The following is a 14,795-nucleotide window of genomic DNA, read 5'->3' on the forward strand; positions in this document are numbered from 1 at the left end:
GACCGGTAGCCTCAGGGTGCGCTGAGATTGAGAGTGTTCATATCATCCTCGACATAATAAAATCCTTTATTGTCGGGCGTCATGGCCAGACCGAAGAGATCTCCGTTGCCCGGCGGCTGCTGGGCCTGATCACTGTCCACCCACTGCGCATAGATCTGTTTTTTCGCATCGGGGTCGATTTCGACGACCTGCCCGTTACGCCCGTTGGCGACCAGAAGATGATGACCGGGCGCCCAGATCATCGCCAGCGGCCAGTTCAGCAGACCACCCTTGGTAATGATCCGCCCCACCGCGTCATTCTGGCGCGTGACCGGTTCCGTCCGGTTTACTGCATCGTCGATAGCGGTGACTTCCTCGTCATAGCCATCCGTCACGTAAAGCGTGCCGTCTGTGTCGAGAGCGAGGCCGGTCGGGCCAAAGAGAAAATTATCGCGGTCGGCGCGACCCGCAAACCCGCTGGCGACAACAGTCTGTTTTTCAAGAACGGGCGGCTGACCGGATGGAATGCGCAGGTTGAGTCGCAACACGGTCGCGTTATGCAGGATCGGCGGATAGTGGGTCACCGGATCGCGCACATCTGGCGCAGGCAACCCGGCAGCGACCATCGAGATGAACAGGACGGCTGAATCGCCGTTATCGAGACTGGCAATATCGCCCCATGGCCCTGTGATGAGCGGTCCCTTCCACGCATCGGCGAATTTGCCATTGGCGTCAAAGACCAGCAGGCAACCATCACCTTTAGTCCCGGTCGTGCCGTCCTTGCTCGGCGTACTGCCGACGATGACCCATCCCGATTTCAGAATCGTCAGGGCGGTCGTAAAACCGATCCCGCCCGGACACGCAGCAAGATTCGATGGAGCGCTGGCGAACAGCCTCGCGGTCTTCGTCACGGGAGAATAGACAACGATCGTCGTGCCGGTTCCCTGAAGATTGGTGATGTTGTTAAAATTTGTGACCATCACCTCATCTTTTTTCAGGACACCCATGTCCTGAGGAACGACGAAAACGGCATAGGGATTGAGGTCGCCATTCCCGGGGCTCGTGGACGCAAGCATCGAATGGCGGTGGATGGTTTCCAGAAAGCCTTTCGGTGCGGCGGCGGCATACTGAACTCCGCTGACTGCCGACAGGCCGAAAAGAACAAGAGCGGGAAGAATGTGGCGCATGATGTATCTCGTGGAAATTACATTGAGAGCTGTGCCCGTTCACACCAGTTCACGAACACTACTCCAACCGTTTGTTTGAGCGATTCTCTTTACCCGGACAGGCGTTTCTGTCCGTTCAGATGATGCTCTAAAAGGCGATGTTCGAGCGCAGGCCGAAAACCGCGACGTCCCTGATCCGCCTGTCAGGATGGTATGGATTGGGCACGCCGCCTGAAGGGTTGAAGATGTATTGGAAATCAGGCTCCAGTTGCAGCCATCCCGTCATCTGACACATGTACATCAGTTCGAGATACGTCTCCCCACCCTGAGCGGGACTGTAGGCCCCGGTATATTTGTGAATGGCGCGATCATAGTTCGCCAGCGCACGACTGACATGTGTGTAACCCATGGCAAGGCCCAGCACGTCGTCCTGACGATAAGGCAGCGGATCCTTGAAGGTGAAGCCGAAGTTCATGCTGAAATCGATGGGCACGCGACTGGACTGAGGCGTCCCCATAGCACGTCCAAACACGTTGAAAGTCCTGTTCGGATCGATCCGGCTGCGCCAGAGCATCTGATCGGCGACAGCATAGAAGCTGAACGCCCCCCGATGGGTCTGGGCATTACCGTTGCTGTCCGGAGACGCCAGGGGCGTCCCCGAACTATCCCAGTACTGATCACCAAAAGGTTCCGAATCGTACCATCCGCCAAGCCGATAGACACGGGACAGCGGCTCACCTTCATCCGGCGAAACCATGGCGCCCAGACCGGGATAGACATACTGAAGCTCCAGTATCGCCATCACGCCACGATTGAGCACGAAGCTGGTGCCGGACCGATTGCTTTTCTGCGCATCGTCGGAAACGTTGTAGGCGGGACTGCCGCTGAAAACACCGGCCTGCACATAGAGCGGTGTGGTGATCCAGTACCTGGCGCGTGCGCCGAGCGCGGACAACGGATAAGCTGGTCCTCCTCCCGGCAGATCGGCGGAAGGGACCATTGGCCAGCCGAACATGGTGTTGGCGAACACCAGCGCATTGCTGCTGACCATCCACTCCTGATCCAGACTCTGCTGGCCAATCTTGATATCAAGCTTCTGCTGTTCAAGAAATTTCTGGTCAAACCAGAGTTCCCAAAGCCGCGTCGAACGGTCAGCCTCAATGCCGCTGACCGTCTGATAAACGCCCAGATTGTCCTGACTGAGGCTGCGACCATGGACCTGTTCCATGCTGACCTGAAAGGTGCCTCCGTACCAGCCAAAAGCGCGCTGTGTGTTCATCTGAAGCACCGCTACGGTCAGTCCGTTATAAGCGGCGCCACGATGAATGCCGCCGACCGGATTACCGAACAGTTCGGACGTTTCCTGAACAGCGAGTACGACCCCGGCTTTTCCCAGTTCCGATCTCAGCCCCCACATATTACCGAGCAGGTTTGCGCTGCGTTTCCAGTTGGACAGAAAGCCGAATACTCCGTTCGAGGATTCATCACCGGCTGCCGCAGCATTGCCGAGATTGACCATCGGCGCGACCGCATGGGCTCCAGACCCAGATTCTGTGATGACGGCCGCGAAACCGCATAAGTAACAGATCAGGGGTAATGCTTTTCCTTTACTGACTCTTTTCCTGCACAAGCCCGACATCACTTTTTCTGCCCCTGCCACGCGATGAATTACAAACGCGAGTCATTCGCATATATAGACCAGACATCTTTTGCAACACAGATGCGAATTAAATAATCCCAACATCTTTTCTACCCAATTTTGGAATAGGGATTTTCTGGACTATGCCAAGCACCACAAAAAGCAGTATTATGAATACCGTTTATTATCGGATGATTGGAAAAAAGAGCCTGTGGTGCTTCGCGAATGCAAGCAACATCCCATAAGAGTCATTCCATAGAACCGTTGGCATAAGCGTTTATTGGTGGTCGTGAGATGAACACAGAGTAAAAGTTTTGGGCAACAGTTTTACTTTGCGACACACCGCCATTTAAAATTTTTAAAAACTTTACTATAAATTCCCTCTTGAATTTATAGCGATTTTCATAGCTGGCTGGCTTGAAGCCATCGGCGGCCAGTTCAGCTATGACAGCCTGAACAAGGCAAACGCCGGTCGACCTGTTTAGCACTTGCCCTCCCCTCAACAGGAGTCAGAACGTGACGAAAGAGACTGCCGCAACCGCCTTCTTTGCCGGGCAGGATGTACCTTACAGCCTGCATGAATACACATACGCGCCGGAAGGCGGTCCCATCGGGATGCAGGCGGCGGAAGCGCTCGGTTCCAGCCCCGACAGCGTGCTGAAAACGCTGGTAGTCGAGATCGACAAGAATCAACCCGCCTGCGTGATCGCGCCCGCGCATCAGAAGCTCAATCTCAAGAAGGTCGCCGCTCTTTTCGGTGGGCGCAATGCCCGTATGATGAGCCCGGAAAAGGCGCATGACCTGACCGGTTACCAGTCGGGCGGCACGTCTCCGTTTGGACAGACCACACAAATTCCCATTGTCATCTCACAGGACGCAATGGAGCAGGATCACGTCTATATCAACGCTGGTGATCAGGGTTTTGTTGTCCGTATCGCGCCAGCCGATGCGGTAAAGCTGTCCGATGCCAAGGTCGCAGATGTGGCGGCGGAGTAAAAAGCCACGACAATCAAACCCAAGAAAGTTTTTGGTGAAGCTTTTTCCAAAAAGCTTCAGAAGAGTTCGCCTTTTTGAAAAAAGGTGACACCCAAAAACTTCTGCTTTTATGACCTACTTCGGCACCTTGAACACAGCTCGCGCCGCGTCCACCTTCTCCCGAGTCACACAGCCCGGCGCGTGATCGTTGACCAGCCCCATGGCCTGCATGAAGGCATACATCGTCGTCGGGCCGACGAACTTCCAGCCGCGCTTTTTCAGATCCTTTGACAGAGCCCGGGATGCCGCTGTCTCCGACACCACCTCCGGAGCCGCCAGCCGTTCAGGCTCAAAGCCCCAGACATAGGCCGCCAGAGATCCCTCCCGCGCCACAAGCTCCAGCATCCGCTGGGCGTTGTTGATCGCCGCCTCGATCTTCCCGCGATGCCGCACGATCCCGGCATCCGCCAGAAGCCGTTGCACGTCGGCTTCCCCAAAACGTGCGACGAGCTGGGGATCAAACCCCGCAAAAGCGGCCCGGAACGCCTCCCGCTTGGCCAGAATGGTTCGCCAGCTCAGACCGGCCTGAAAGCCTTCCAGACAGAGTTTTTCAAACAGACGCCGGTCATCGGAGACGGGAAATCCCCACTCATGGTCATGATAAGCCTCGTACTGGTCCGTCGCCGCGCACCACGCGCAGCGCGGCTGTCCATCCCGTCCCGCAACCGTCTGCATCGGAGTCTCTCGCCCTGTTCGATCCGCCTTACATTGAAACAGGATCGTCCCGCTGATAAGCACGCCTGACATAACAGGACACCGGAGATTGTCATGAGTGCCAGGAAACTGCTGATCCTGCCGGGCGACGGCATCGGCCCCGAAGTCATGCGCGAAGTCGCGCGCGTCACCGCATGGCTCAGCCGCAAGCGCGGCATCACGTTCGACGTCTCCGAAGACCTTGTCGGTGGCGCGTCGCTGGCCGAATACGGTACGCCGATCCGCGAGGAAGTCATCCAGAAGGCGCGCGAGGCTGACGCCGTTCTGTTCGGCTCCGTCGGCGACCCGAAGTGGAACAGCGTCGGCTTCGACAAACGTCCGGAACTGGCGATTCTCAAGCTGCGTCAGGAACTGGGCCTGTTCGCCAACCTGCGTCCGGCCAAGGTGTTCGACGCGCTGGTGGACGCCTCCACGCTCAAACCGGACGTCGTGCAGGGCCTCGACATCATGATCGTCCGTGAGAGCACGGGCGGCATCTATTTCGGCGATCCCCGCGGCATCGAAACACTGCCCAACGGCGAGAAACGCGGCATCAACACGGAAGTCTACGCGACGCACGAGATCGAGCGCGTCGGTCGTGTGGCGTTCGAGATGGCCCGCAAGCGCCAGAACAGCGTCTGCTCCGTCGAGAAGCACAATGTCATGGAAAGCGGCCTGCTGTGGAAAGAGGTCATCACCGACCTCCATGCCCGCGAGTATCCGGACGTGACGCTGACGCACATGCTGGCCGACAACTGCGCAATGCAACTCGTCCGCAATCCGCGTCAGTTCGATGTGATTGTGACCGGCAACCTGTTTGGCGATATCCTGTCCGATCTGGCGTCCATGCTGACCGGCAGTCTCGGCATGCTGCCATCCGCCACGCTCGGCGCGAAAACAGGTGACGGACGCATGCCCGCGCTCTATGAGCCGATCCACGGCAGCGCGCCGGATATCGCTGGCAAGGGCATCGCCAATCCGATCGCGCAGATCCTCTCGCTGGCCATGATGCTGCGCTACTCGTTCGATCTTGAAGCCGAAGCCACAATGATCGAGAACGCGGTCTCCGCCGTGCTGGCGACAGGTCTGCGGACTGCCGATATCATGAGCGAAGGCAAGGCCCGCGTCGGCACCGATGTCATGGGTGAGGCGATTGTCCGCGAGCTGGACAAGCTGACTGACTGATGAGTGTGTGAGCTGGTTTCAGTAAAGATTTTCTGAAACCAGCTCGTTTTTCGTGAAAATCCACTATCTTTTTCGTGTTTGTATTTCCGTTTTCCTACTGCTATTCAAAAAAATTGCCAGCATTTTCAAAACTGACATCAATGAATAATTACTTCACAACCTGATTTCACTCGATCAAGGGCTATCAGGGAGCGATAGCTGCCTACAGAATCATTCTGTGCAAAAAGGCGACGCGTTATCTCTTCATAGGCAATCATATCTGACGTAACAATGATCAGAATAAAACTAATCCCACCCGTGACGTAATAACACTGCTGAACTTCCGGCGCAGAACGAAACAGCTTCTTTGCATTATCAACTGTGTCTATCCGTTCGTCTTTCAAATAAACCTCGACCATTGCCGTAATATTCATCGCAACCGCATGCACATCCACGACAGCAGAATTTCCGATTATGATCTTGGCCTTTTCCATAGCGGCAATCCGTCTCTGCACGGCTGCCGCTGACAGATTGACCCGTTCAGCAATCTGTCTCTGCGGCATCCTGTTATCCTTCTGGACAATACGCAGAATGGCTCTGTCAAATTCATCCAGAAGACGCGGAAAAGGTTTTTTGCTCATAGGTGAGTTTTTGTTGCATTCAGACGGCAAATCAAGAGCACATAAATCACATCTACGATGATATGCCTCTCTGCAAGGAGAAGCATCGTGATGAATAAGGAAGCAGGAACGCAGGCAGGAGTTGGCCATAATATTCCAGCAGGTATTCTGTATGGAACAGGTGCGGGAGCTTTATGGGGTCTGATTTTTCTGGCGCCAAAACTTGTTCAGGATTTCACACCCCTCCAACTATCAGCGGGACGGTATCTGGCATATGGCGCAATCGCCAGCATCATGATTATACCTCGCTGGAAAAACTTGCGCTTCAACATCAGAAAACAGGATTTATACGCACTTTTCCGGCTCTCCCTGTTTGGGAACATACTGTACTACATCCTGCTTTCCATGGCCGTGCAGAAAGGAGGGATAGCACTGACATCACTGATAATCGGTTTTCTTCCTGTTACCATCACAGTTATCGGCAGTCGTGACAAAGGGGCGGTCGGTCTTTCTGCTCTACTACCATCACTTATGCTGTGTATTGCGGGCACTATCTGTATCGGATGGCAGGCAATTGCATCTCCAGACGCTTCAACCCAGTCAATGGAAGGGCTCTCATGCGCTATTGCGGCTCTTGCTGCATGGACATTCTATGCTGTTGAAAATAGCCGCTGTCTGTTGCGCCTGCATACGATTTCCATTCATGACTGGAACCTTCTTATGGGATTGATGACCGGGTTACAGGCTGTTTTATTAACTCCTGCCGCTCTTGTTTACGATCATTTACAGCACAGACTGGATGAATGGATAAAATTCGGCATTATTTCATTAGGAGTGGCAATCATCGCTTCCATTTTTGGCAATGCCTTATGGAACCGGATGAGCCGCCTTTTGCCTTTGACCATGACAGGGCAGATGATCCTGTTCGAAACATTTTTTGCTCTGATTTATGGTTTTCTTTGGGAGCAGAAATGGCCTTACCCTCTTGAAGTAGCAGCTTTTGTCTTCATTGTTTTCAGTGTGCTGACATGCATCTCACCTCATCAGAAGCAGACTGTGAAAATCAGGAGCTACACTGCAAGTTCAGCAGAAAACACAGGCTGAAATCTGTAACAGTTATTTTTTATGATTTCATAAAATCTATGTTTACAGGGAAATGATCACGGATACCAATTTTTTCTGGAAGCACGAGAACCGGCATGAAAATTGAGAGGCAGAGTGAAAGTTGAAGGTATGCATGGGCATTCTGCTTGCTTGCCCGCTCCCTCCATCTCGACTCAAAACAGATCAAGAAGAAAATACAGGATCCAGATACGGGCTTGACGCATCAAAGAACAACCGATTCTCGTGAAGCTCCGCCGCAATGACACGCAGGTTCGCCAGCGCTCGCAGAATCTCCACGCGTTGGGACAGGTTGGTTTCTCCCTGCTCCAGTCGCACCAGCGCCGCGACCGCCGCATTGGTCGCATGCTCCGTCCGGCCATAATGACCGCCGTAACGCCCCGTAAACTGCGCCATGCGCGCCAGCATGTCCCTTACGTCGCGTGACGCCATTGTCGGCAGTTTCCCCCGGGCCAGCACCTCCCGCAGGCTCAGGATCGCAAGTCCCACGGTCATGCCCGACAGGACGCCCTGTAGATACGCATCCACCACGGGGCCGCGCCGCCCACCAACCGTGTTGAGCAGCCTGACCATCCGTTCGATGCTGACGCCGATCACGTCATGTGGACGCATCGGAGAGGGACGTCGCGCAAGTCCCCGCAGCATCTGAAGAATCTGCTCGCGCATGCTCCAGCGCACACCGTCCGGATCAAGCGGCAGGAAGACGCGATACATCCACATGCAGAACGCCATGGTCAGGAAGAGCGGCATGGCGGTGTTGAAAAAGGTGATCTCGTCCATCATCCGCTCGTCATTGAACGGACTGACCAGAATGGTGAGAAACAGATTATAGGCCACAGCTCCCAGAATGGTGGCGGGATTCGAGAAAGCCAGCCCACCGACCATCATGACGGGAATAAAGCACATCGCCATCATCTCGTAGGTCGAGATGGCAGGCATGACGAGCATCACCATGAACGCGGCGACGGCTGTCACCACGACGGTTCCGTGCAGGAAGGCGCGTGTGGCGACGGCTGGCGTTTCAAGTGTCGAGAAGAGCGCGTTGATGATCCCGACGAACATCAGGAAAAACAGCCCCTGCGGCCATGCCGTGGCGATCCAGATCACTCCGGCCACAAACATGGAGACGCTGGCGCGCAGGCTGTTGCCGGTCGCCTGACGCCAGTCACGCCATGTCTCGATCGGATAATGGAAGTGGTCATGGGCGACCGGATTGCGGCTGGCATCGAACTGCTGGAGCGAGGTCGCCAGTTCGTCGAGCATGTCGCCGAGAACGTGAACGGCCTGCCCTTCCCGCGTCACAACGGTTTCAGCCACCACGTTGACGGGAGGGTGCGTGACCATCTCCATCTCGCGCGCCAGACAGTTGGCGGCCTCCACACGGCTTGTAGAGCGCAGGTTGCCCAGTTCGGTCATGACGGAGCCGAATTCGGCGGGGTCGGTCAGACGATCGGGCAGAGACAGCAGAAAGGAGCGGCTGTCAGAGGCCAGCCTTTCCCAGCGCGCGCCACAGGATGCGGGGTCGGCCATCAGCGCCGCCAGTTCCAGACCACGAGAGAACAGGGCCGCGACACCTGACAGAGCCGCTCGCGCATGATCCCCTTCACGCCCATGCTTCCCCATCTCGATCTCGGCGAACTCGATCTGGTCACCCAGTCCAGCCAGCGTCGCCATCATTTCGGCTGACGTGCGGAGCGCGTTGCGGTCGCCGTCAAGCAGCGCGCCGAGTGTTTTTGTCGTTGGCCTGATCGCCGCCACGTAATTGTCGACCAGCCGGTTCCGGGCGCGCTGGGTCAGCCTGAACTGGAAGAGGGATGAAATGACCGTTTCGCAGACAATGCCCAGCGTGATGTAGGTCGCGCGGGCCATGGAGATATCGAAGATATGGTTGGGGTCGGCAATTCCGTCCAGCGAGATGATCGAAAGGGTGAAGCCGCTCGCCCTCATGCCGTGCATCCGGTAGTTGGCCATGGAGGCCGGACCGGGGAGCAGCGTCCCGACGAAGCACAACATCCCTATGGCGCCGGAGAGGAGCAGAATGAAAAGAAGCGGCTGCTGGGGTGCTGCGGCGACCAGCGCGATGGCGACCGCCGTTCCGACAATCATGCCGAACATGTGCCAGCGGGCCTTGGCCAGAGACTTGCCGCGAGAGCCCTGTGCGATCATCCACACGGTGAGCGGCGCCCATTGCGGGCTGCCAAGTTCCCACCACAGGGCGATGCCGAGCGCGATCAGCGAGGCGATGGTGGTGCGGAAGGCATAGCCGAAATTCAGCAGGCTGGGAGCATAAAGCCATTTCTGGCGAGCGATCCATGAGCCGGGGCCACTGGACGCAAAGCCGGTCAGAAGGGAGCATATCCGGGCCATGAAGGGATGCTGTCCGGGAATCGTCCCATCATTCATGCCCACACCCCACGTTATCATCCAGACCGGCAGTCATTGTGACCGCTTACACCAGCATGCTTACAAGCACGTATCCGCAGGATGAATAACTCAATTTCCCGCAAGCAGGGGCGCGACATGCACATGGCCGCATGGAACACAGGGAATACTTGGGGACTATTGGGCTTTGGAGAGGAAAGACAGGTTTTCCACTCGCTCGAAGACGTCTTTTACCGACGCGTCAGAGGAAAACCATTCTCCGTGTCTCTGCGCAGGCATGGGGGAACATTGCCCACGCCCGTCAGTGATGAATCAGTCTTCGTAGGAGAGAAGTGAGTGCACCGGCACGTCGATCTTTTCACGCCCACGCAGCGCCGTCAGCTCCATCATCACGGAAGCGCCGACCACGTTGGCTCCAGCCTTGCGCAGCAGGGCGATGGATGCGGCGAGCGTGCCGCCTGTCGCCAGCATGTCATCGGTCACGACCACGCGCTGGCCGGGCTTGATGGCGCCCTTCTGGATGTGCAGCGTATCGGAGCCGTATTCCAGATCATAGCTGTGAGAGATTGTCTCGCCCGGCAGCTTGCCCGGCTTGCGGAGCATGACGATGCCCGCTCCCAGACGCGTGGCCAGAGGCGCCGCCGTGAGGAAACCTCGGGATTCGATGGCGGCCAGTTGGTCCGGCTGCCAGGGGGCGACCGCGTGCGCCATACGGGCTGTCGCCATCTGCCAGGCGTCGGCATTCCGCATCAGTGAGCCGATATCATAGAAGAGGATACCGGGTTTGGGAAAATCCGGAATGCTTTCGATATACTGCTTGAGGTCGATGTCGTTCATGGAGCGGCCCGATGCGAGTTGACGGGAGGACGTCTTCAGACAGGGGAGCGCCAGAGGCTTGACGCGTCTTCGGACAAAACGGGGCGGACACTACCCCGTGAGCACACGGGTCGCAAGGTGACACGGCCTGTTTGCAGCGCCCCACATACCCGCGACAGGGCCGGAGTCATTTTGTGAAGCGCATCACGCCGAGATGCGTTCCTGCATGGCCGCAGCCACGGTCCTGAGAAACCCCTCGCGCCGGAAGGGTTTCGGCAGAAGCTGAACGATGGGCAGGGCAGCAGCCGGACGCGGACCGTCAAGCGTGAAGTCGCCGGACATGCAGACGATGCCAAGCTCCGGCAGGCGCTCGCGCAGCAGACGGGCCAGCCGGAACCCGTCCAGCGGACCCGGAAGCTGAATATCCGTCACCAGAAGATCATAAATATTACCCGCTTCGACAACCAGATCGAACGCGGCCTCTCCATCCGCCGCTTCCGTCACGCGATATCCATCAAGACCCAGAATGGTTGCGACGATATCCCGAATGGCCGGATCATCCTCCACCACCAGAGCGCGGAGATCAGTTCTGGCGGGAGCCGGCGTGTAATCGGGCCTGACCCGCACGGCTTCGGTCAGGGCGCGCGGCAGCCAGAGGGACACGCAGGTTCCCTGCCCCGGCGAAGAGGCCACGACAACCCGCCCTCCGGCCTGCTGGCAGAAATCAACCACCATGGCCATGCCCAGCCCTGTGCCTTCGCCATCGCTCTTCGTGGTGAAGAAAGGCTCAAAAAGCTGTTGGAGCACTTCCGGTCCCATGCCGCAGCCATTATCGATGACATCGACGCGCACCCAGGCGCCGGCAGGCAGCGGCGTCGGCTCGGATGACACCCGCAGGCCACGATTCGCCTCGACGGGCAGCGTCAGCAGGTCAACTGCCGTGGGGTAGGACGCATTGCTGGCGCTGATGCTGATCTGGCCGCCACCGGGCATGGCGTCACGGGCATTGATGGCGAGATTAAGCAGCGCACTTTCAAGCTGGGCCGGATTGACCTGCACATGCCATATGTCCCGGGCGCTTCCACACTCGACCGTGATGCGCGTGCCGATGACCCGGGCGAGAAGACCGTTGGTCAGGGCGAAGATGTCGGCAAGCGCGACAGTGTCGGCGGCAGGTCTGTCCCGGCGGGTAAAAGACAGGAGCTGCCCCGTCAGCGCCTCCGACCGCCGGGCCGCATGGGCCGCAGCGTCCAGACAGTGCTGGCGTCGCTCACCGTCAGACACCTGCCCGGCTTCCGTGGCGAGTTCGATATTGCCCAGAATGACCGTCAGAAGATTTTTGAAATCATGCGCGATCCCGGCCGTCAACTGCCCAACAGCGCGCAGCTTCTGCGATTCACCCAGAGCGCGCTCACTCCGCAGGCGAAGCGTGATGTCGTTGGCCGTCAGCACGAACCCACGACGGTCCTCCGCGTGCAGGCCATCATCGGAGGCGAAGAACAGGGTCCGGCAGAGTTCAAGATCCGCGCCGTTGACGCCCTTGCACTCGACCATCACGGGCGGAGCGGATTCGCCCCGATGAAAGGCGCGCTCAACATGGGTAAAAGGTTCGAGAAGCGGCTGCCCATCCACAACGAGAGCGGCGCTGAGATCTCCATATGACAGGCCCTGACGCAGAAAACCCTCATCGAGACCGAGTATCGAACCGAGCCTGTCATTCCAGTGCCGGAGCTGGCCGTCCGTGCCGAAAACAGCGACGCCGATGGCCAGACTGTCCAGTACGGCCCTGAGCTGAAGGGCGAGGTTACGACTCCGCGCCTCGGCGCGTGCGGCGGCGAGGGATGTCCGGTCCAGAATCCATCCGGCCGTCACCATGATCAGCACGCCGATGATGATCCCGAGCGCATCGAGCCGTTTCTGCCAGCTCGTATTACGGAGCATGTCGGCAAGCCGCCCTTCCCGCCGCGCCGTATCGACACTGCTCAGACTGATGAGCGCCTCGTCGATCCCTGACAGCGTGGCGTCGGTTTCCGGACGATTCACGACGTCGTCATCAGACGCCTGCCAGGTTGCGATCATGTCCAGAGACGTTTTGAGCTGATCAAGGCTGGCCGGACGAATGCGGTTCAGGCGTTCCTGCACCTGCTCCACGGACGGAAAATCATCCCTGATGACATTGATCTGGACCAACGCATCGTGAAAGCACTGCCGCTGCTTTTCATCCTGTGTGGCAAGCCATGCGAAACGGCAGATGCGGGCCTGTTCCACCTCCCGGTCCAGCGAGCGGAGAATCTGGTCGGCGCTGGCGCTCTGACGGTCCATCTGACCATGCCGCGCCATTTCATTACCCAGCTGCATGGCCAGAGTTCCGAAGGTCACGATCAGCAGCGCGGCGCCCAGAAGCGCAAGCACATGGGCCCGTTTGGCAGGATGGCGAGCCATCTTTTATTCCGTCAGATGTTGGCGCGTGCAGCATAGCACTGCGACATCGCGCCATGCGTCAAGACACTGTTTATACAGATGATGCAGAAAACGCACAGTTTCACTCTTCCACCACGCCGCTTTCGCCTGTCTTACCCCCTTCGGCTTTCCGCCAAACCCCGCCCCAGTCTGGCGACACACCCCGCGAACCGGGATTACGGCTCCTAACGCATTAACTGACGACACGCCCTAACGGGCAGGGGGACGCATGGGCAGACAGAGCATCATGGCGACAGCGCCCGCCGCCATCCCGATGGCCATCGGCAGAGGCGTTTCGGAGGCGAAAAACGGCAGGGATGACAGCACGCCGACGAGAACACCGGCAATGGCGCCGAACACGTACTGCATCGTCCCCGCCAGTGCCGAGGCCGTACCGGCGACCCGCGCATGATCAGCCAGCGCACCCATTGTGGCGTTCGGATAGATCACCCCCGTAGGGCTGAGAGTGAGCAGCATCGCCAGAATGACGAAGATTACCGTCCGGGACAGGCCGTGCTGTGGCACGGGATGGATATTGAGCCAGAACGAAATTCCCGCCAGCAGCAAACTCCCGACAAGAGACAGGCTGATGGCGACGGCGAGAATCCTGCGGGGATCAAACCGGCTGACCAGAGCACCGTTGATCTGGGACGCGCCGATCATGAACACGGCGAACAGCCCGAACAGCATGGAGAACCGGAACGGCGTGAAATGAAACCCGTTGATGAAGACGGGCGAAGCGGCGGTCAGGTAGCTGAATGACAGAAAGGTTGAAAATCCGGCGATCAGCGCGTGGGAGAGAAAGGCGCGATGACGCAGGAGCATCACATAACGCATCATCAGCGTGATGGGCGGCAGGCGCAGACGGAGTTCAGAGGCCAGCGTTTCAGGCAGCATCCGCATGACCAGCAGCACGCACAGCACGCCGTAGGCCGCGGAAGCCCAGAAGATCACGCGCCATGACACGAAGGTCACGACAATGCCTCCGAGCATCGGCGCGAGAATGGGCACCACCCCCATGACCATCACGAGCCGTGACATCATGCGCGCTCCTTCCCGCTGATCCGGCACAAGGTCACGGACGCAGGCGGTCGGGACGACCAGACTGGCGGAAGCCCCGATCGAGGCGATGAAGCGGGCGATGCTGAAGGTCAGAATGTCCGGCGCAGCGGCGCAGATGGCTGAACTGACGGCGAAGATGATATTTCCGGCAATCAGCGGCATGCGCCGCCCGAAACGATCCGACAGCGGCCCGACGGTCAACTGTCCGATGGCCAGTCCGACAAACCAGATGGACAGCGTCATCTGCACGGAGGACAGGCTCGTATGCAGCATGCTCACCATCGACGGGAACGCCGGCAGATAGATGTCCGTCGAGATGGGGCCGACAGCCGTCAGAAAGCCAAGCAGAACCGGCAGCCACCAGGGCGTTGTCGGTCGGGCTTCGTAACTGTGTCGCGCCGAAGGCTTCTGGGGCTGGGCGTTAGCGGCCATGCCGTTTCCCGGATGCTGTGTTCTGAAGATATAGGGGTAAAAAAGATGAGGATTTCATGACGACCGTCCTTGCGAAGAACGAGCCGACGACTTTGATCCCGTGACCCACACAGAAAGTGTTTGTGTGTTCTGCTGCTCGTAGCGTTCAGTCTGGCTCTTCCGCAAGGGGTAAGCCAAATTTACAATGACGCCTGTCGTGAAGAAGACTGTGACAGTCGCCATAAT

Annotated in this window: 11 protein-coding genes; 3 read left to right on the top strand and 8 right to left on the bottom strand. The window is 57.9% G+C overall.

Features of this window, described 5'->3' with window-relative positions; genetic code table 11:
• Window positions 1–11 precede the first annotated feature (11 nt).
• Window positions 12–1,166, bottom strand: a complete 1,155-nt coding sequence (locus LKE90_RS10725) for a hypothetical protein (protein ID WP_291492294.1) — start codon at window positions 1,164–1,166, stop codon at window positions 12–14.
• A gap of 127 nt (window positions 1,167–1,293) precedes the next feature.
• Complete coding sequence (locus tag LKE90_RS10730; protein ID WP_291492296.1) at window positions 1,294–2,664, bottom strand: carbohydrate porin; 1,371 nt, start codon at window positions 2,662–2,664, stop codon at window positions 1,294–1,296.
• Window positions 2,665–3,300: 636 nt separating this feature from the next.
• On the opposite strand from LKE90_RS10730, the gene LKE90_RS10735 reads away from it, so the two are divergent.
• A complete protein-coding gene (locus LKE90_RS10735; protein WP_291492298.1) occupies window positions 3,301–3,780 on the top strand; it encodes an aminoacyl-tRNA deacylase in 480 nt (159 codons plus the stop codon).
• Between the two features lie 114 nt (window positions 3,781–3,894).
• Here LKE90_RS10735 and LKE90_RS10740 read toward each other — a convergent pair whose 3' ends face one another.
• Window positions 3,895–4,494, bottom strand: a complete 600-nt coding sequence (locus tag LKE90_RS10740) for a DNA-3-methyladenine glycosylase I (protein WP_291492299.1) — start codon at window positions 4,492–4,494, stop codon at window positions 3,895–3,897.
• Window positions 4,495–4,587: 93 nt separating this feature from the next.
• On the opposite strand from LKE90_RS10740, the gene leuB reads away from it, so the two are divergent.
• A complete protein-coding gene (leuB, locus tag LKE90_RS10745; protein ID WP_291492301.1) occupies window positions 4,588–5,697 on the top strand; it encodes a 3-isopropylmalate dehydrogenase in 1,110 nt (369 codons plus the stop codon).
• Between the two features lie 137 nt (window positions 5,698–5,834).
• Here the strand turns inward: leuB and LKE90_RS10750 are convergent, their stop codons facing one another.
• Window positions 5,835–6,317 carry an Lrp/AsnC family transcriptional regulator gene (locus tag LKE90_RS10750; protein ID WP_291492303.1) on the bottom strand — a complete coding sequence of 161 codons (483 nt, stop codon included), beginning with the start codon at window positions 6,315–6,317 and terminating at the stop codon, window positions 5,835–5,837.
• A gap of 90 nt (window positions 6,318–6,407) precedes the next feature.
• On the opposite strand from LKE90_RS10750, the gene LKE90_RS10755 reads away from it, so the two are divergent.
• A complete protein-coding gene (locus LKE90_RS10755) occupies window positions 6,408–7,400 on the top strand; it encodes a DMT family transporter (protein ID WP_291492390.1) in 993 nt (330 codons plus the stop codon).
• 183 nt (window positions 7,401–7,583) lie between these two features.
• Here the strand turns inward: LKE90_RS10755 and LKE90_RS10760 are convergent, their stop codons facing one another.
• From LKE90_RS10760 to LKE90_RS10775, 4 genes are all read right to left on the bottom strand, one after another.
• Window positions 7,584–9,785: an FUSC family protein gene (locus tag LKE90_RS10760; RefSeq protein ID WP_434735031.1), complete on the bottom strand. Its 2,202-nt coding sequence runs from the start codon at window positions 9,783–9,785 to the stop codon at window positions 7,584–7,586.
• 327 nt (window positions 9,786–10,112) lie between these two features.
• Complete coding sequence (locus LKE90_RS10765; protein ID WP_291492307.1) at window positions 10,113–10,637, bottom strand: adenine phosphoribosyltransferase; 525 nt, start codon at window positions 10,635–10,637, stop codon at window positions 10,113–10,115.
• A 183-nt stretch (window positions 10,638–10,820) separates the two neighbouring features.
• On the bottom strand, window positions 10,821–13,058 hold the full coding sequence (locus LKE90_RS10770) for an ATP-binding protein (RefSeq protein ID WP_291492309.1): 2,238 nt from the start codon (window positions 13,056–13,058) through the stop codon (window positions 10,821–10,823).
• Between the two features lie 228 nt (window positions 13,059–13,286).
• Entirely contained in the window at window positions 13,287–14,570 is a 1,284-nt protein-coding gene (locus LKE90_RS10775) for a multidrug effflux MFS transporter (protein ID WP_291492311.1), read from the bottom strand.
• Window positions 14,571–14,795: the final 225 nt, after the last annotated feature.

Origin of the sequence: Acetobacter sp. (assembly GCF_022483985.1) — a bacterium.
Lineage (GTDB): Bacteria > Pseudomonadota > Alphaproteobacteria > Acetobacterales > Acetobacteraceae > Acetobacter.